Raw genomic sequence first — 15790 nt, forward strand, 5'->3', positions numbered from 1 at the left:
AAACCCGGCTCCCCCCGGGGTGGCCCGTACCCACCCCCCCCCCCCCCCCCGCGCCCCCCCCCCCCCGCGCGGGGGGGGCCCCCCCCTCGACCAGGGGCTCAGCGCGACGGGTCGCGGTTGAACAGGACGCGGGCCCTGGCGTAACCGACGGCGCTGAGGACGAGGCACCAGCCGACCGCCCAGTACCCGCTGTCGCCGATCGGCGTGCCGATGAGCAGCCCGCGCAGGGTGTCGGTGATCGGCGTGAACGGCTGGTGCTCGGCGAACCACGCCAGCCCGCTCGACATCGAGCTGGTCGGCACGAACGCGCTGCTGATGAACGGCAGGAACTGCAGCGGCAGCGCGGAGCTGTTGGCGCCGGCCACCGTCTTCGCGCCCATGCCGAAGGCGATGCCCAGCCAGGTGAACGCGAACGCGATGAGCACCAGCAGCCCGGTCGCGGCGAGCCAGCCGGACAGGCCGGCCGACGGGCGGAACCCGTTGAGCAGGGCCACGCCGACCACCAGCGCCAGGCTGAGGACCGTGTTGAGCAGGCTGCTCAGCGCCTGCCCGGTCAGCACCGAGTAGCGGGAGATCGCCATGGTGCGGAACCGGGCGATGATGCCCTCGCCCATGTCGGTGTTGATGTTCACCGAGGTCCACGCGGCGCCGGCGCCGACGGCCATCACCAGGATGCCGGGCACCAGGTAGTCCACGTAGGACGGTCCGCCGGGGATCGTGGTGTCGAGCGAGCCGCCGAAGACGTGCACGAACAGCAGCATCATCACCACCGGCATGCCGATCGTGCCGATCGACATCATCGGGAAGCGCTGCATGTGCCGCAGGTTGCGGCGCAGCATGGTGGTGGTGTCGCGGATGGCCATGGTGCTCATCGCCGCACGGTCCTCTCGGTGGTCAGGGCGAAGAAGACGTCGTCGAGGTCCGGCGTGTGCACGGACAGGTCCTGCACGTCGACCGCGGCGTCGTCCAGCCGGTCGAGCAGGGCCCGCAACTGGTGCACGCCACCGTCGCCCGGCACGTCGAGGGTCAGGCCTTCGTCGTCGCGGGTGGAGTCGCCGATCGCCTTGGCGGCGAGGTCGAGCGTGTGCGCGTCGGCGAACCGCAGCCGCACGTGCCCGCCCGGGATCAGCCGCTTCAGCTCGGCCGCGGTGCCCTCGGCGACCAGCCGACCGCCGTTGAGCACGGCGATCCGGTCCGCGAGCTGGTCGGCCTCCTCCAGGTACTGGGTGGTGAGGAAGATCGTGACGCCGTCCGCGACCAGGCCGCGGATGACCTGCCACATGGCGTGCCTGCTGCGCGGGTCCAGGCCGGTGGTCGGCTCGTCCAGGAAGATCAGCTCCGGCTCGCCGACCAGCGTCATCGCCAGGTCGAGCCGCCGGCGCATGCCGCCGGAGTAGGTGGAGGCGGGCTTCTTCGCCGCCTCGACGAGGTCGAACTGCTCCAGCAGCCGCGCGGTGCGGCGTCGTCCGTCCCGGCGGTCCAGGTGGGCGAGGTCCGCCATGAGCCGGAGGTTCTCCTCGCCGGTGAGCAGGTTGTCCACGGCGGAGAACTGGCCGGTGACGCCGATGGCCTCGCGGACGCCGGCCGGGTCGCGGGCGACGTCGTGGCCCGCGACCTCCGCCCGGCCGCCGTCGGCGGTGATGAGGGTGGACAGGATCTGCACGGTCGTGGTCTTGCCCGCGCCGTTGGGTCCGAGCAGGGCGAACACCGTGCCGGGCTCGACCCGCAGGTCGAGGCCGTCGAGCACGACGTGGTCCCCGTAGGACTTGCGCAGACCGGTGGCGGTGATCGCCATGGTCGTCTCCTTCTAGTCGGTGAGCAGCGGCAGGGACCGCACGCCGGTGAGGTTCGGCGAGGGCATGAACGTCGGCGGCCGGTCGGGGTCCGTGCGCAGCTTCGGGAAGCGGTCGAGCAGGACGTCCAGCGCGAGGCGGCCCTCCAGCCGGGCCAGCGGCGCGCCGAGGCAGAAGTGCACGCCGCGGCCGAAGCCCAGGTGGGGGTTGGGGTCGCGGGTGATGTCGAGGACGTCGGGGTTCGCGAACTGGCGCGGGTCCCGGTTGGCCGCGCCGACCCACAGCATCAGCAGCTGGTCGGCGGGGATCTCGACGCCGCCGAGCGTCTCGGGCTTGTTGGTGACCCGCGCGAGCACCGCGAACGGGGTGAGGAACCTCAGCGACTCCTCGATCGCGGCCGGGATCAGCGCGCGGTCGCGGCGGACCGCCTCGAACTGGTCCGGGTGCGCGTCCAGGGCCAGCACGGTGTTGCCGAGCAGCATGGTGGTGGTGATGTGGCCCGCCACCAGCAGGACGGCGGCGAAGTTCACCACCTGGGCGTCGGTCAGCCGCTCACCGTCCACTTCGGCCCGGACGAGGTCGTTGAGCAGGCCGGGTCGCGGCGTGCGGCGGCACTGCGCGGCGTGCTCGCCCAGGTAGTCCATCAGCGGCCGGATGGCCTCGACGCTGTCGCGCAGCTCCTCCCGCTGCTTGGCCTGGTCGTCCTTGAGCGAGAACTGGTTGGTGCTCTCGAACATCTTGTCGACCCACACCTTGAACAGGTCGCGGTCGCTGCTCGGCACGCCGAGCAGCTCGGCGATCACGATCACCGGCAGCGGGTAGGCGAGGTCGCGGACCAGCTCGAAGTCGTCGCCGCTGACGTCGTCGAGCAGTTCGCCGGTGAGCTCGGTGATGCGCGCTTCGAGGTCGGCGACGACCTTCGGCGTGAACGCGTGGCTGACCAGGCGGCGCAGTTGGCGGTGCTCCGGCGGGTCGATCTGGATGATGTTGCCCTCGGTCAGCGACGCGTCGTCCACCGGGAAGAGCCGCGTGGTGTCGGACGAGAACCGGGCCCAGTCGCCGAGGACCTCGACCGACTCGGGGTGGCCGTAGACGTTCCAGAAGCCGAGCTGCTCGTCGTACTCGACCACGTGCTCGGGTCGTTCTCCGCGCAGCCAGAACTGCTGCGGGTTGGTGTCCCACATTGTTGTTGTCCCCCAATGGTGTTGTGTTTACGCGCGGTGGATGACGATGTCCCCCAGGGAGGTGCGAGCGCGCACCTCGACCCGCTCCTCGGCTTCGCCCGGGGCGTCGGCGCTGGTCAGCTCGTTGCGCACGCGGCCGGTGACCGCGCGCACGTCGAGCCAGGCGGCCGTGCCCTCGCGGATGCCGACCTCCAGCTCGCCGGCCGAGGTCTCCATGACCACCGTGCCGCGCACGACCTCGTCGAGGCGGATGCGGCCGTTGGCGGTCTTGGCGTGCACGTCCCCGGCGGCGTGGCCGACGAAGATGTCGCCGTTGGCGGCGCCGATCCGCAGGTCGCCGGTGACCTCGCCGATCCGGGTCGAGCCGTTGGAGTTCTTCACGGTGCCGGAGCCGTCGAGCCGGTCGACGCGCAGCTCGCCCGAGCCGGTCGACAGCTCGGCGCGGCCGGTGATCGACTCGACCGCCACGTCGCCGTGGGAGGTGGAGGCCTTGAGCGCGGCCGTGCCCTGGAGCCTGATGTGGCCGGCGGAGGTCTTGAAGCGGCACTCGCCCAGCGCGCCCTCGGCGCGGAAGTCGGCGAGCGAGCCGTGCGCGACGACGTTCGAGCCGGTGGGCAGCCGCACCACCACGTCGACCGTGCCGGATTTGCCGAAGATGCTGCGGGACCGGGGTGTCTTGACGGTGAGGCGGCCGGCGGCGAAGTCGACCGAGGTGCCCTCGGCGGCCGTGACGTCCTTGGTGTTGTCCGCGTCGGCGGGGGCGACCTCGACCACGGTGTCGTCCCGGTCGGAGGCGGTGATGACGACGCTGCCGGCGACGACGTCGAGGTCGAGCGTGATGGTCTCGGGCGTGGCGAAAGAAGGCATGGCTGTCCCCTCGGAGTGGGTCTGGTCGGCGTTTGCGCTGGTGGCGGGCTGGTGCTGGTGCGGCTAGCGGACCCAGCCGGTGTAGCTCTGGCGCGCCGCGGAGCGGCCGGCCGGTCGACCGCCGTGCCCGAGCCCGGCCGCGGCGGCCCGCACCAGCCAGGCGTTGACGGAGACGCCTTCGCGGCTCGCGGCCTCCTCGACCCGGAGCTTCAGGTGCTCCGGCAGCCGCAGGTTGATCCGCGCGACCGCGCCCTCCTCGGGAACCACCGGTGGCAGCTCCATGGCATCATCCTGGCTCGGCGTGGCATCATCCGGCACCGAGACCACGAACTCGGGGTCACGGCCCCGCAGCCGCACGTCGACCGATCCGGGCGCGAGGTCGCGGGTGATCTCGTCCACGGCCGTGGAAAGGGCTTCCAGCAGCGTCAACCGCACCGCTGACTCCAGCGGGGCGACGAGTCGCTCGGCCAGTGCCCGTGCCTCCGCGCCGCCCGACTCGGCGGCGGTGGCGAGCTCCCGGCGGAGGTTGTCGACGTACGGCGTCAAGTCCATGGCACCACTATGGCACCACAGTGGTGCCAGTGCAAGTCCGGGTGGTGCCACGGCGGTGCGTGGTGGTTCCGGGCGCGTGGGCACTCGATCGGGTGAAAACACTTATCAATGAGACCAGTGGTCCATTTCGGAACGTGAGCGCGGCGCCGTGATCGTTTTTCGGTGTGTTCGCGTCGGGTGGAATAGCGCAGCTCTCGGCCGAGAGGGCAGGAATCGCCGAGGGACGTGATCGAATGCCGCTGTCATGGGGTCTGACCTGCGTACATACCTCGATCATCGATGATGATCCGTAATTTTGCGGACCTCGACCAGGGTGATGACTCGAACGGCCTGATCGGGCTATCCAGGTGGATGTGTAGTGAAGGGCATGACGGCTTCACATTCATCCGAGAATGCCTTGCCAAGGTGTCGGCCGTCGTGCAAGTCTTCCGCCCATGGATTTCCGCCCCCTGCCTGACGGGCAGTGGTCGCCGGTGCCCCACCTGCCCGGCATCCCCGAAGAACTCCGGCGCGAAGGCGCCTACCTGCCACCGCCGCTGCCCTCGGACCTGGCGCTGCCGGTGTCGACCTACCGCCGCTGCGCCGAGGCCGAGCACGCGCTCGGCCGGCTGGACGAGGCGGCCGACCGGTTGGGCGTGCGGCCCGCGCTCGTCCGGGCGACCCAGGTCCGCGACGCGAACAGCTCGGCCGGGTTGTCCGGTGTCGCCGTCGGTCTGCGCGAGACGTTCGCGGCGGACCTGCTGGCGTCGCAGGACGGGGCGCCGCCGACGGACAGCGCCGCGCCGTCGCAGCTGGTGGCGCCGTTCCTGCGGGCGTTCGACCACGGCCTGGCGCGGGTCCGCGACGGCGCCGCGGTCGACGCCGAGGTGGTCGGCGAGGTCGCCGCGATCATGACCGGCGGCACGCCCGGCCGCCGCCTGTCTGACGTGCTGCGCGACGCGCCCGGCCGGTTGGGCGTCAGCGACGCGCGGGCCTACCTGCTGACCGCGACCGGCGCGCACCTCGTGGCGCTGCTGGAGCAGTGGTCGACGTGGGTGCGCGAGGAGGACGAGCAGCCGCGGATCGCCAAGGTCGCGCTGGCGCACTACCAGCTGGAGGTGCTGCAACCGTTCCCCACGGCCAACGGGCACGTCGCGCGCACGTTCTCGACGTTGGAGATGGTGCGGTGCGGGCTGGTGCGCGACCAGGTGCTGCCGCTGTCCGCGTGGCTGGACACCGCGCTGGTCGAGTACCAGCGGCAGATCCGCGCCGTGGTCGACACCGGCCGGGTGGACCGCTGGGTCGAGTTCTTCGCCACGGCCGTCCGCGACCAGGCGTTGGCGCAGCTGCGGCTGATCGGCCACCTCGAGGCGCTGGCCGCGGACTACGCCGTCCGGTTGCCGCGCAAGGGGAAGCTGCCCCTGGTGGCGGCGGAGCTGGTCGGCTTCCCCGTCGTGGACAACCGGTCGCTGCGCACGCGCTACGGCGTTTCCGCGAAGGCCGCCACCGACCTCACCGCCCGCCTGGTCGAGCTGGGCGTGCTCGTCCCGTGGGAGTTCCTCGGCTACCGCCGGGTGTTCCTGTGCCGGGACGTGCTGCGCCTGCTGGCCGACCACCCCGACACCACCGCGTGACCACCGTTCGACCATCCGGAAAGAGATGCGACGACGCCGATGAGCGCACCCTCCGACGAACCGTCCCCCCGATGCCGCCGCGCCGGCTGCCGCAGGCAGCACTGCCGCCGCCGACGCCACCGCTCACCGGGCCTGCCGCGGGTCCGGCTCGTGCTCGGCCTGCTGATCCAGATCGGCGTCGCCCTGCTTCACTGGTTCCGCGACTGACTCCAGTCCGGCCACCAGGTCGCGCACGCGTTGCGCCGCGTCGTCGTCGGTCCCGATGAGCAGCGCGAGCGCGCGGTTGAACCGCCGGTGGGCGACGGCGCGGTCGCCGGCCAGCCACAGCGCCCGGCCGAGCGAGGTCAGGGCCCGCGCGCGTGCGGCGGTGTCGGCGAGGTCGGTGAAGAGCTTGTCCGCCCGGGACAGGTACTTGATCGCGGAGTCCGGCCGGTCGACCTCGATCATCAACTCGCCGAGGTGGGCCAGCGCCCGTGCGGCGCCGGGCCGGTCGTCGTGCAGCAGGTAGAACTCCAGCGCCTCGTCGGCGCACCCGATGACCTTGTGCAGCCGTCCCTCGGCGCGGTAGGTGGCGGCCAGGTCGTGCAACGCGCCGGCGGCGGCGTCCGGGTCGTCGTCGCGGAGGCGGTGGATCGCCAGTTCGCGCATGCCCGCGACGGCGGCGAGGCGGAGCGCTCCCCGCCCGCGTAAGTGCGCGGCGGCGCGGCGGAAGCCGGTGGCCAGCAACAGGGACGTGGGCAGCGCGGCGGCGAGTTCGGCGCCGACGTCGAGCAGGTCGCGCGACCACTTCTCGTCCACGTCGGAGGGCAGGGCCGGCCACACGTCGGCGAACAGCGCGACGGCGGCCTCGGGTTCGGCCAGCGCGGCGCGCAGGGTCGCCGGCAGCCCGTCCCGGTGCGCGTCGAACCAGTCGTGCCCGGTGGTCCGCAGTTCCCGGCGCAACCGCGCGACCTCGTGCCGTGGCTCGTCGCTCACCTCGTGCCGTCCTTCCGCGTCCCGTGCCGGACCGACCCCTGGTCTCATCGCCCCGCGCCGTCACTTGATCACGAGTGTCAACCAGACGGGTGAAACCGCACACCGCTGGAAGTGGCCGACTGTCGGCGGACCGGGTCACCCGTGCGCACCACGCACCGTCATCACCGCTGGGTGGGGACGATCTCGAAGAGGTCGTCGAACTGCATCGGCGCGAGTGCCGTCAGCGCGCCGCCGATGAACGCCGCCCCGGGCTGGAGCTCGCCGCCGAGGACGCGCGCGACGGTGGAGCGGTTGACGTCCATCGCCTTGGCCAGCGCGTAGTCCGAGCGGAACCCGGCGAGCCGTGCGGCTTTCGTGAAGACATCGGTGCGGAGCTTGATCGTGTACGGCATGGCCTGCCTCGTGTTGTGCACGCCCAACGCATGTTGTGAAGCCACAACGCTAGGCATTTCGTTTTGTTTGCGCAACTAACGTTGTGTGCGGACAACGTGCAGGTCAGCGGCTATCTGGGGGGAGTGCCCAACCAACGTTGCGTGCGCGCACGTAGCATGTCGGCGTGACCAAAGCCGAGAGTGCGGACTCGTCCTGGTCGGACTTCGTCCAGAAGCAGATGGACGACCGAGGGATGAGCACCGGAGAACTGACCGAGAAGACCGGCTTCGACCGGAGCCGGCTGACGGCGTGGCGGAAGGGTGAGCGCCCGAACCTGGACACCGCCCGCGTCGTCGCCAAGGCGTTCGGCCTGAGCCCGCTGGAAGTCATGGTGGCCGCGAAGCTGATCACCGCGGAGGAGGCGGAGCTGAAGGGCGTGTCCAGCCCTGATCCGGGTGCCCTGACCGATCAGCAACTGGTGGCCGAACTGGGCCGCCGCCTCAAGAACCGGCCCTGACCTGCGTTCGGCCCGTTGACGACCGGCCCGGAGCCACCTCCGGGCCGGTCGCGCGTGAGGCCGACGAACACGACGGACCGGAAGACCACGGCCGTGGGACAGCTTCAGGAACGACGCCTTGTCGTCGCCGGCGCGAGGGCTTGCCGCGGTGGGCGCCCGGGTACCCTTGCTCCGGCTGCGATCCCGGTGCTGCAAAGACGGGCGATCGGCCGGCGGCCACCGGGACTTCCCGCCGTCCGCGCCCGTACCAAGCCCGCGGGGGTCCTCTGTCACCTGACCGAGGACCTTCCGCTGGGACCCCGGCCGGCGCTCAGCGGTCGGTCGCGAATCCCTCGACGAAGTAGCTCACACCGGGGACCGGCGGTCCGCACTGGAGCAAGGCTCGGACGTGAGGCCAGACGTCCGACGAGACCGGGTAGCAGTGGGCGAACCAGAGATCGTCCGCCACGTCGAAGAACGGCCGCAGCCGGATCAGCCGCTCCCGCGTGACGGCAAACTCGCTGACCCGCTCCTCCGTCCGGTCCGAGTAGCCGACCAACGCCCATCTCGTGTTGTCACCGTTCGCGTACCTGTGCGGGTCGACTCTCACCGGTCCAGTCTGTCCGGCCCGACGAACTGCGCCAACCGGGTTCGCGGAAGGGCAGGCCCCGACTGACGGCGACCGCCGGGGAAAAGATCAGGCCCCGGCCGCGTTGCCGCTGGCCAGGGCCTGATTCACCCGGCGAAAGGTGAGTGCCCCCGGCAGGATTCGAACCTGCGACACACGGTTTAGGAAGGCGCGTGGCCCAACTCTGCGGTCACATCCCCTGACCTGCACCGAAGCGGCACCCCGTCGCCCACTTCCACGGGGCCATTTCGCAGTGGCTTCGCGTTTCGCGCTGAGGGCTCCCAGACGGCCCGACCCTGCTCGATGGCAAGACGGCGAAGCCGTCGCGGCAGTCGATCGCCGTGCCCAGCCCACCCTAGCGCGTGACCGCGCGATCGTCCCGACCGGCGACCCTCGGGACTCCTCGGCCTTCAGCTCGCCATCACCTCGCGCGCCGCCTCCGGACCATGTGCACCGGACTCCGCGCACGGCCGACGGGCGGAGCGAAGCGGGAGCCCGGCGTGCCGTGATGTGAGGAGTCGGTGCCAACGTGCGTCCAGCCCTCCCGCGCGCCGCGGCAGGCGGCGCGCCTTGATCCTGTAGAGCCAAATTCGGCAGAATAAGCAACTTGAAATCTAAACCGGCATCTAGCCTTTTCCGTGACGGGCGGCATTCGTGAGTGTGTCAGAGATTGTGAGGCTTATCCTCTTCACTGTGAATGTCAGTTAGAACCTTCCCGGCAACGGACTAACTGGTAATGTCGAGGGCGTATGCTTTTGAGTTTTTGTTGTACTAGCTATACCTCGTCAAGTGTCGATAGTTCGAGGCGGTCGAAAATGGAGTCGTAATCTTCGGGCTGCAAAGCCCATCGATACGCTGGATGTATTTCCCAATCAAACCCGAAGTCCACGAACTCGTCTTGAAGGTAACGCTGTTCCTCGAAGTATTTCCGTACGATTCCGTTAGTCGTTTCGCGGCGACCGGTCAAGAAGTTGATGCGATACAGAAATATTGCAAGCTCCTTTGTTGTTGCCACTCTCCCTGTTTTGAATGTGAACTTGCCTTGCTCTTGAATGTTGTCCAACTTCTTGTATAGGTCTGCGGTGGTATACACGTAGCCAGCTTTGGCTGTCTTCTCCTTTACCGTCGGGCGCATGTTCAATATCAAGCGCTTAATGTCGGGGAGTTCCGACCGGAACTCGTTGACGGTGTCTTGAATACGCCCCTGGGAGTACTCCTCGAAAATTGTCTGAAAGTCTTCCGTGTAGATCTTGCTATGCCCGTTCACGTGTGCTTTTCTTGCGGCTAGTGTGCACAGTTTGACCAGGTCTCGAGGCCGCTTGCGTATCAGAGACATAAGAACGCGATGTATGGGCGCGTTTCGCCAATGACCTTGTCCTCGAAAAAGTTCGTCCATCACCGGATTAAGTGAAGACGCAAGCTCACGTTGACTTGATTGTCGCAGTCTATCGTAACTGGGATTCCTGCCAAAAAATGTTTCGATGCGTTTGACCAACAAGGCGAAGATTTCATGGTTCGTCCATGACTGCCAGATCACGGAGCCTTCGATTTTGTCTGTGGATTCATCTGATGTGCGGACAAGAAAGTAGACATCCGAGCGAAGGCTTATTCTAAAACGGAGCTTATCGCGCTCGTCGTTCACCATATCTCGTGCAGCATTTAGTAACGCGGAGATTCTGTGCACGTCCGCTTTTCGGCCCTCCCAGCCCCTGTCGAGATCGTCGATAAAGACGGAGATCTGGCTAGTTGTCATGAACTCTGTAGAGAAATTCCGCTGAGTCGAAATAGGTGAGTCCGGACTCATTCGAATCGCGGCCTGCAAACCTGAGACTGTCGATTCGGCGTTTCGCACTTCTGCGACCGCGAGCGAAGTCGATATTCCCAGTTCCTGCGCTGCGCGCTTGGCTATTACCTCGCGTAGGCCGATTTTCCAAACTCGAATCGCAGTGAGAAAATCGTTTGTCCCCTTGGCTATATCGGCGACATCATCTGGTTTTATCTCGACAGTTAGCCTTGCTTTCTCGCGATTCTCTGCTACCGCCACTCTGAACAGCGCGGACTTGCCAATCCCTTTGTGTCCAACCAGAACACGGAGCGGCAAGTTGGTTGCTACTTGATCGTATGTTGCCGACTTGAAGTAGTATTCGCGCAAGCGCTGTGGAGTTTCATCTTCTGCGGCTTCATGCCCGAAGAGCTTCTGAATCTCTTCTTCACCGAAGTCAAGTGTCACCTGTGCCCCCCCGGGGTGGTATCTTTGGGTGAGGTAGCGTAGCACCTGCTGGGTGGAGAGTAAAGGATTGCAGGTTGAAATTTCTACGGGTGACACTCAAAGTGATTGCAGTCGGCGCACTCTCGCTTGCCTTATTGATAATTGTCGTTATTCTCGTATGGAAAATGCCAGAGATCGTCGCAGGGGAACGATTGGGGCGGTTGTCGGATGCCGAACAACTAAAGGCGTTAAATGACGCAAGAGTGCCGATTGTGGCATCTATTGCGGGGGTTGGCGCCGGGGTGGGTGCAATTTATGCGGCTCGTACGTATTCGCTGAATAAAGTATCCGCACATGCAGATCGCTATGCGAAAGCGGTTGAGCAATTGGCTAGCGAGAAACTGGAAGTCAGAGTAGGTGGTGTGTATGCGCTTGAGTCTGTGGCAAAGGTATTATCGCGGGATACTTCGCCAGTAGCGGACGTTCTTTCTGCTTTCGTACGTGCGGCTAGTGTGCGAGACTCCGGAGATTCCGACTCCGATATTCATGCTGCGGTAAATGTCTTGTCGCGAGGACTGCTTGCCCGACAGTCAGTTGACTTGACAAAGGGGCGATTTGTGGAAATTCGACTAAGTGGGAACACGTTCGCGGGGGCGAATATCGCTGAAGGTGACTTCAGTATGTCGCGTCTGGTCAAGGTTTCTTTCAAGTCTGCTAACCTCCACCTTGTGGACTTTACTGGAGCGAATTTGGAAAAGGTCTCATTTGCTGAGGCGGATTTAAGTGGTGCCGATTTTCGAGGAGCAGTGGTAAAGGATTGCTCCTTTAAGAATGCTAATATGGAAGAATGTCGCGGACTGGGGGCGTAATGAATTTGCTGGCGTGTTAGCATGTGCGCCGCTCAGTCTCCTTTGAGGCTGTGTATCCTGGTAGGCTGGGGTTCGGGCCCTACTCGGATAGTGAGACTTGTTAGAGGTAATTCCATGCATGTCCCGGGCATGGAGCCCCTTGATGATTAAGCCGCGAGCATCGCAAAGATCGCGTCTCGGTGCCGGGTTTGGCTCTATGGTCTGTAACTTGCGGTTCCAACCGGCTATTGTGGCCCTATGGAAAACGCAGTCCGCGGGTACGCTCTGGCCCGAGAGTGTCTGGAGCTTGCGCTTCCACGCCGATGGGCGCATGTCCAAGGTGTAGCGCGCAGGGCGCGCAGTCTGGCACAGATGTTCCCCCCGGAAGATGTTGACTATCTTATTGCCGCTGCCGTCCTCCATGACATTGGTTACTCGCCCAATCTTGCGCTGACCGGCTTTCACCCGCTCGATGGAGCTCGCTATCTCGAACAGCTAGGTCTTCCGCGACGGTTGTGCGCACTCGTCGCCCATCACTCGTGTGCCTGCCTGGAGGCTGAGTTGCGCGGCATGTCGGCAGAGCTGGCTTTGTGGGAGGATGAGCGATCCGCTGTGCGTGATGCGCTTTGGTGGGCCGACATGACAACCACGCCGGACGGCGGACTTACGAACTTGGTCGATAGGATCGACGAAATCCAGAGGCGCTACGGAGCGGAGGATCTGGTGACCTTCTTCATTCGGCAGGCGACGCCTGAACTGGTAGCTGCGGTCGACCGGACTCAGGAGCGGCTACGCGCGGCGGGCCTCGGTCACTTGGTGAAGTAGGGAGGGGTCCGGTTCGCGAAGCCGTGTTCGATCCGGAGTCGGATCGACGGGTGGATGTTGAGCGTCGCTAGGTCTTCGCGGGCTACCCAGTGGACTTCGCTGGACTCGTTGCTTGTGCGCAGCGCGCCTCCGATGGGCTGAGCGCGGAAGCAGATGGAGAATTCTTGGCGGACTTCGCCGTCTGTGTAGGCGATGACGTGGGCCGGGTCGGAGTAGATGCCGATGAGGTCGGTGGGGTCTACGTCGATGCCGGTCTCTTCCTTGACCTCTCGGATGACGGTGTGGCCGATGGTCTCGCCTACGTCTTGTGCGCCTCCGGGGATGGAGTAGAGGTCGTTGTCGGTGCGGCGGATCATGAGTAGGCGGCCCTGGTCGTCTTGGACGAACGCGGTCACCGCGACGACGATGTTGGTCGCTTTGGGGGCGTTCGGGTCGTTGTAGTGATCGGTGCGCGCCATGTCGTCCTGCCTACCACTTGGGTGGCTTGGCGTCGTCCCAGACGCCTTGGAAGCTCTCAGCGTACGTCTCGAAGAGGTCGCCTCCGGAGAGGCGGCGCAGGTGTAGGACCGGGGCGTGGGCTGCCATGAAGCCGTGGACGTGGGTGTTGACGAGCATCTCGTCGTCGAAGCGGTAGATCGAGTTGTAGAGCGTGGTGCGGTGGCAGCGGATCTCGGCGTGGCCGGTGTCGGCCAGTGGCTTGAAGAACGCGAGGGCGTTGCGGATCTTGGCGGCGAGGGTGCCCTTGCCGATGCCTTCTTCCTCGCTGCGGCGGGCTACCTCGCGGCTGGCCGGGTCGCCGAGGAGTAGGCGGATCTTGACGCCTGCCTCGGCCTTCTGGCGGAAGGTCCTGATCAGGCTCGGGTTGTCGGTCAGGAACATGCCCGAGTAGATCAGGATCGAGATGTTCAGGCGAGCCTGGTCGACCAGGTGGGTCCACTGCTCTTGGGGGACGGAGTGGCGGTGCGGGTAGACCTGCACGACCTCCGACTGGGTGATCTCCTTCTTGGCGTCCGGGGCGAGTGCGTTGGGCCAGAGGTAGGTCTCGGCCTCCCTGACCATCGCGGCGATGGTTCGGCGGTGGCGGGGGTACGGGGTCCGGTCGAGGTTGATCCAGCGTTCGACCGTCTTGGGGTCTACACCGGTGGCTTTGGACACCTGGTTGAGGTCGAAACCGTTGCGCAGCAACGAGTCTCGTAGGCGTTGGTTCGGCATGACCCCCCCTGTGGAACGAGTTGGGACGTCTTCAATATAGCAAGGACGTCTGTAGATGTCCGGCCATGCGGTGCTGACGTCCCGCATTTCTGCCGAGAGTGGTTGGTGTCAAAGTGCCGGACAGTGGGTCCGGCCGACGCTGACGACAGGAGATCGGCTGTGGCGATCACGGGTGGGAGCAGGCTCCCCACGTCGCACGACTTCGTGTTCCCGCGTGGTGCGCTGGTGATGGGTGTGGAACCGGTGCTGAGGTTCCAGTCCGCCGAGGAGCGGGCGAAAGGGCTGCCGGTCCAGCAGGAGACGGACAAGGAGACCGGCCTGCTGGTGTGGTCGGTCCTGGTGATCGACCAGGCGGCGGAGCGGAAGACGGACGCGGCGGTGACGGTGAAGATCGCGGCTCCTCACCAGCCGGTTCCACCGGAGGCGATTCCGGGGACGGACGTTCGGCCGGTGGTGTTCGAGGGGCTGACGGTGACGCCGTGGATTGACGACAAGGCGTGCCGGGGGAGTCACGGCGGTGAGCGTCACCGGTGCCGGGCGAAGCTCGGGTACAGCTTGCGCGCGTCCGGCATGAAGCCGGTCGTCGTCAAGGCCACCTCCAAGGCCGCGTGACCTCGGTGGCGGACATGGTGCGTCTTCATGTGACCGCTGACCTGCCTATCCGGGTCGAGCCGCTGGCATTCGCGGGGAGAGTGGAGTTCCGGCTCGGCAACGCGTTCCCTGCGGTGCTGGTTGTGGACGGCGATGCGCTGCCGCGTCTGGCGCAGGCGGTTGCCGAGGGGCAAGCCGCGTTGGGCACGGCGCCTGGGCTTGGGGGTGCGTGATGGCTCAGCAGAAGAAGGCTGACCCGTGGGAGTACGCACGGGCGGCGACGACGCTGAAGCAGGCGCATGAAGTCGTCGGGAAGTTGATGCCTGCGCCGGATGCGTCACCGCAGGTTCGACGGGAGTTCTACCTGCGGTCGGCCGAGGTGTACGCGCGGGTCGCGGAGGTTGATCGGGGTCATCACCACGAGGCGCTGTATTGGGCGAAGCGCGAGCGTGCCAAGGCTGAGGGGGTTGAGTCGGATGAGCGTTGATCAGGCTGTGGAGCGGACTCGTCGTCGGTCCAACGGTGTCGCGGGCGGCCTGGCCCTAGTGGTGCGGGGCGGGTTGCCTTTGGAGCGGTTGTCCGATGCCGGGTACACGCCGCTGATGTTCGAGGCGGTGATGCGCCACCTCGTCGGCGACCCACACGGGGAGTGGTCGTTGCGCTCGTTGGCGCGGTTGGTGCGGATGCCGTACACGGCGGTGCGTCACATCTGCCGTGACCTTGTCGAGCTGGGGCATGTGATCGTGCGAGTGGGACCGCAGGCCGGTGCGGGTCGGCCGGCCCACTTGCACCGGCTGTCGCCGGAAGGGCTTGCCTACTGGGGTGGCCCGGTAGTGGCGCACGACTGGTTGCGTGACGCGGACGCGTGGCGTGATCTCCGGCTGACGCCGGTGATGGGGTCGCGCCTGTCGGCTGAGGATCGGACGCGGGGCGAAGTCGTGGGCTACTCGTTCCCGGTGTTGTACCGGGTGGCGGACGCGCTGGTGCTGGTGCCGTCGCGGGAGTGGAGCGTCACGGACCTGGTGACGGCGGCGGGGGCGGATGCGGAGATGGTGCGTCTGGCCTGTCTGGACCTGGTCGCGGCCGGACATGCCATGGCCCACGAGTGGCGGGAAGACGGCGGGGAGGGGCGTGAGGAGACGCGGTTCAAGATCTCCCTCGCTGGGCTGGTGGGCCCTACCCCCGGATGCTGGACACGGGGTTATGCGGCGTGGGTCAGCGTAGCCGGTGTCGGGGTGAGGCTGTTCTCGTAGTTGATCGGGGACTTGTGGCCGAGGTGGGAGTGGCGTCGTCGGGTGTTGTAGCGGTGTGCCCAGCCGAACGCGGCCAGGCGTGCTTCCCTTGCGCTGCCCCAGTTCGGTGCGCCTTGGAGGGTTTCGCGTTTGAAGGAGGCGTTGAGGCTTTCGGCGGAAGCGTTGTCCGCGGAGCTGCCGACGGCGCCCATGGATCGGGTCACTCCGGCGGCGTGGCAGGCATCGGCGAAGGCCCGGGCGCGGTATTGCGCCCCGTGGTCGCTGTGGAACAGCGCCCCGGCCAGGCTGCCGCGTGTGCGTTCGGCCGCGTGCAGGGCGTCGAGGACGAGGTCGGTGCGCATGTGGTCGGCGACGGCCCAGCCGACCAGGCGG

General features: G+C 66.7%; 20 protein-coding genes. 8 read left to right on the forward strand and 12 right to left on the reverse strand.

Annotation, left to right across the window (positions count from 1 at the left end; translation table 11 throughout):
• Positions 1 to 98: 98 nt before the first annotated feature.
• From LNK82_RS27495 to LNK82_RS27515, 5 genes are all read right to left on the reverse strand, one after another.
• Complete coding sequence (locus tag LNK82_RS27495) at positions 99 to 872, reverse strand: ABC transporter permease (protein WP_230569901.1); 774 nt, start codon at positions 870 to 872, stop codon at positions 99 to 101.
• The gene (locus LNK82_RS27500) at positions 869 to 1795 is read right to left on the reverse strand and encodes an ATP-binding cassette domain-containing protein (protein ID WP_230569902.1); all 927 of its coding nucleotides are present in this window, start codon (positions 1793 to 1795) and stop codon (positions 869 to 871) included. The genes LNK82_RS27495 and LNK82_RS27500 overlap by 4 nt, the downstream gene beginning before the upstream one ends.
• 12 nt (positions 1796 to 1807) lie before the next feature.
• Complete coding sequence (locus tag LNK82_RS27505) at positions 1808 to 2977, reverse strand: cytochrome P450 (RefSeq protein ID WP_230569903.1); 1170 nt, start codon at positions 2975 to 2977, stop codon at positions 1808 to 1810.
• Positions 2978 to 3004: 27 nt separating this feature from the next.
• Positions 3005 to 3844 (reverse strand): DUF4097 family beta strand repeat-containing protein, encoded by an 840-nt coding sequence (locus tag LNK82_RS27510; protein ID WP_230569904.1) that lies wholly within the window; start codon positions 3842 to 3844, stop codon positions 3005 to 3007.
• Between the two features lie 63 nt (positions 3845 to 3907).
• A complete protein-coding gene (locus LNK82_RS27515) occupies positions 3908 to 4396 on the reverse strand; it encodes a toxin-antitoxin system HicB family antitoxin (protein ID WP_230569905.1) in 489 nt (162 codons plus the stop codon).
• A 434-nt stretch (positions 4397 to 4830) separates the two neighbouring features.
• Here LNK82_RS27515 and LNK82_RS27520 point away from each other — a divergent pair, with 434 nt between their 5' ends.
• Positions 4831 to 6009 (forward strand): Fic family protein, encoded by a 1179-nt coding sequence (locus LNK82_RS27520; protein ID WP_230569906.1) that lies wholly within the window; start codon positions 4831 to 4833, stop codon positions 6007 to 6009.
• Between the two features lie 123 nt (positions 6010 to 6132).
• Here LNK82_RS27520 and LNK82_RS27525 read toward each other — a convergent pair whose 3' ends face one another.
• The gene (locus LNK82_RS27525; protein ID WP_230569907.1) at positions 6133 to 6984 is read right to left on the reverse strand and encodes a tetratricopeptide repeat protein; all 852 of its coding nucleotides are present in this window, start codon (positions 6982 to 6984) and stop codon (positions 6133 to 6135) included.
• 161 nt (positions 6985 to 7145) lie between these two features.
• A complete protein-coding gene (locus LNK82_RS27530; RefSeq protein ID WP_230569927.1) occupies positions 7146 to 7376 on the reverse strand; it encodes a transcriptional regulator in 231 nt (76 codons plus the stop codon).
• 164 nt (positions 7377 to 7540) lie between these two features.
• Between LNK82_RS27530 and LNK82_RS27535 the strand changes: the two genes are divergently transcribed.
• Complete coding sequence (locus LNK82_RS27535) at positions 7541 to 7873, forward strand: helix-turn-helix domain-containing protein (RefSeq protein WP_230569908.1); 333 nt, start codon at positions 7541 to 7543, stop codon at positions 7871 to 7873.
• A 310-nt stretch (positions 7874 to 8183) separates the two neighbouring features.
• Here LNK82_RS27535 and LNK82_RS27540 read toward each other — a convergent pair whose 3' ends face one another.
• A complete protein-coding gene (locus tag LNK82_RS27540; RefSeq protein ID WP_230569909.1) occupies positions 8184 to 8462 on the reverse strand; it encodes a hypothetical protein in 279 nt (92 codons plus the stop codon).
• A gap of 793 nt (positions 8463 to 9255) precedes the next feature.
• Entirely contained in the window at positions 9256 to 10710 is a 1455-nt protein-coding gene (locus LNK82_RS27545) for a P-loop ATPase, Sll1717 family (RefSeq protein ID WP_230569910.1), read from the reverse strand.
• Positions 10711 to 10784: 74 nt separating this feature from the next.
• On the opposite strand from LNK82_RS27545, the gene LNK82_RS27550 reads away from it, so the two are divergent.
• On the forward strand, positions 10785 to 11558 hold the full coding sequence (locus LNK82_RS27550; protein WP_230569911.1) for a pentapeptide repeat-containing protein: 774 nt from the start codon (positions 10785 to 10787) through the stop codon (positions 11556 to 11558).
• 237 nt (positions 11559 to 11795) lie between these two features.
• Positions 11796 to 12362 (forward strand): HD domain-containing protein, encoded by a 567-nt coding sequence (locus tag LNK82_RS27555; protein ID WP_268997126.1) that lies wholly within the window; start codon positions 11796 to 11798, stop codon positions 12360 to 12362.
• Here LNK82_RS27555 and LNK82_RS27560 read toward each other — a convergent pair.
• Complete coding sequence (locus LNK82_RS27560; protein WP_230569913.1) at positions 12347 to 12820, reverse strand: NUDIX hydrolase; 474 nt, start codon at positions 12818 to 12820, stop codon at positions 12347 to 12349. The genes LNK82_RS27555 and LNK82_RS27560 overlap by 16 nt on opposite strands.
• Positions 12821 to 12830: 10 nt before the next feature.
• A complete protein-coding gene (locus LNK82_RS27565; protein ID WP_230569914.1) occupies positions 12831 to 13574 on the reverse strand; it encodes a DUF5919 domain-containing protein in 744 nt (247 codons plus the stop codon).
• 159 nt (positions 13575 to 13733) lie between these two features.
• On the opposite strand from LNK82_RS27565, the gene LNK82_RS27570 reads away from it, so the two are divergent.
• The 4 genes from LNK82_RS27570 to LNK82_RS27585 are packed head-to-tail and all read left to right on the forward strand — an operon-like array spanning position 13734 to position 15418.
• Positions 13734 to 14186, forward strand: coding sequence for a hypothetical protein (locus LNK82_RS27570; protein ID WP_230569915.1), 453 nt, complete (start codon positions 13734 to 13736; stop codon positions 14184 to 14186).
• Positions 14183 to 14398 (forward strand): hypothetical protein, encoded by a 216-nt coding sequence (locus tag LNK82_RS27575; protein WP_230569916.1) that lies wholly within the window; start codon positions 14183 to 14185, stop codon positions 14396 to 14398. Before LNK82_RS27570 ends, LNK82_RS27575 begins: the two co-directional genes overlap by 4 nt.
• Positions 14398 to 14652 (forward strand): AMED_5909 family protein, encoded by a 255-nt coding sequence (locus tag LNK82_RS27580; RefSeq protein ID WP_230569917.1) that lies wholly within the window; start codon positions 14398 to 14400, stop codon positions 14650 to 14652. The genes LNK82_RS27575 and LNK82_RS27580 overlap by 1 nt, the downstream gene beginning before the upstream one ends.
• On the forward strand, positions 14642 to 15418 hold the full coding sequence (locus tag LNK82_RS27585) for a helix-turn-helix domain-containing protein (RefSeq protein ID WP_230569918.1): 777 nt from the start codon (positions 14642 to 14644) through the stop codon (positions 15416 to 15418). The genes LNK82_RS27580 and LNK82_RS27585 overlap by 11 nt, the downstream gene beginning before the upstream one ends.
• Here the strand turns inward: LNK82_RS27585 and LNK82_RS27590 are convergent.
• The coding region (locus LNK82_RS27590) for an integrase core domain-containing protein (RefSeq protein ID WP_230569919.1) at positions 15367 to 15790 on the reverse strand (424 nt) is incomplete at its 5' end. The two genes, LNK82_RS27585 and LNK82_RS27590, sit on opposite strands and share 52 nt — an antisense overlap.

The organism is Saccharothrix luteola (assembly GCF_020859565.1).
In the GTDB taxonomy this organism is placed as follows: Bacteria; Actinomycetota; Actinomycetes; order Mycobacteriales; family Pseudonocardiaceae; genus Actinosynnema; species Actinosynnema luteola.

Coding starts and splice junctions, on each gene's coding strand:
- LNK82_RS27495 (WP_230569901.1), bottom strand. CDS start 872: ATGAGCACCATGGCCATCCGCGACACCACCACCATGCTGCGCCGCAAC.
- LNK82_RS27500 (WP_230569902.1), bottom strand. CDS start 1,795: ATGGCGATCACCGCCACCGGTCTGCGCAAGTCCTACGGGGACCACGTC.
- LNK82_RS27505 (WP_230569903.1), bottom strand. CDS start 2,977: ATGTGGGACACCAACCCGCAGCAGTTCTGGCTGCGCGGAGAACGACCC.
- LNK82_RS27510 (WP_230569904.1), bottom strand. CDS start 3,844: ATGCCTTCTTTCGCCACGCCCGAGACCATCACGCTCGACCTCGACGTC.
- LNK82_RS27515 (WP_230569905.1), bottom strand. CDS start 4,396: ATGGACTTGACGCCGTACGTCGACAACCTCCGCCGGGAGCTCGCCACC.
- LNK82_RS27520 (WP_230569906.1), top strand. CDS start 4,831: ATGGATTTCCGCCCCCTGCCTGACGGGCAGTGGTCGCCGGTGCCCCAC.
- LNK82_RS27530 (WP_230569927.1), bottom strand. CDS start 7,376: ATGCCGTACACGATCAAGCTCCGCACCGATGTCTTCACGAAAGCCGCA.
- LNK82_RS27555 (WP_268997126.1), top strand. CDS start 11,796: ATGGAAAACGCAGTCCGCGGGTACGCTCTGGCCCGAGAGTGTCTGGAG.
- LNK82_RS27560 (WP_230569913.1), bottom strand. CDS start 12,820: ATGGCGCGCACCGATCACTACAACGACCCGAACGCCCCCAAAGCGACC.
- LNK82_RS27565 (WP_230569914.1), bottom strand. CDS start 13,574: ATGCCGAACCAACGCCTACGAGACTCGTTGCTGCGCAACGGTTTCGAC.
- LNK82_RS27580 (WP_230569917.1), top strand. CDS start 14,398: ATGGCTCAGCAGAAGAAGGCTGACCCGTGGGAGTACGCACGGGCGGCG.
- LNK82_RS27585 (WP_230569918.1), top strand. CDS start 14,642: ATGAGCGTTGATCAGGCTGTGGAGCGGACTCGTCGTCGGTCCAACGGT.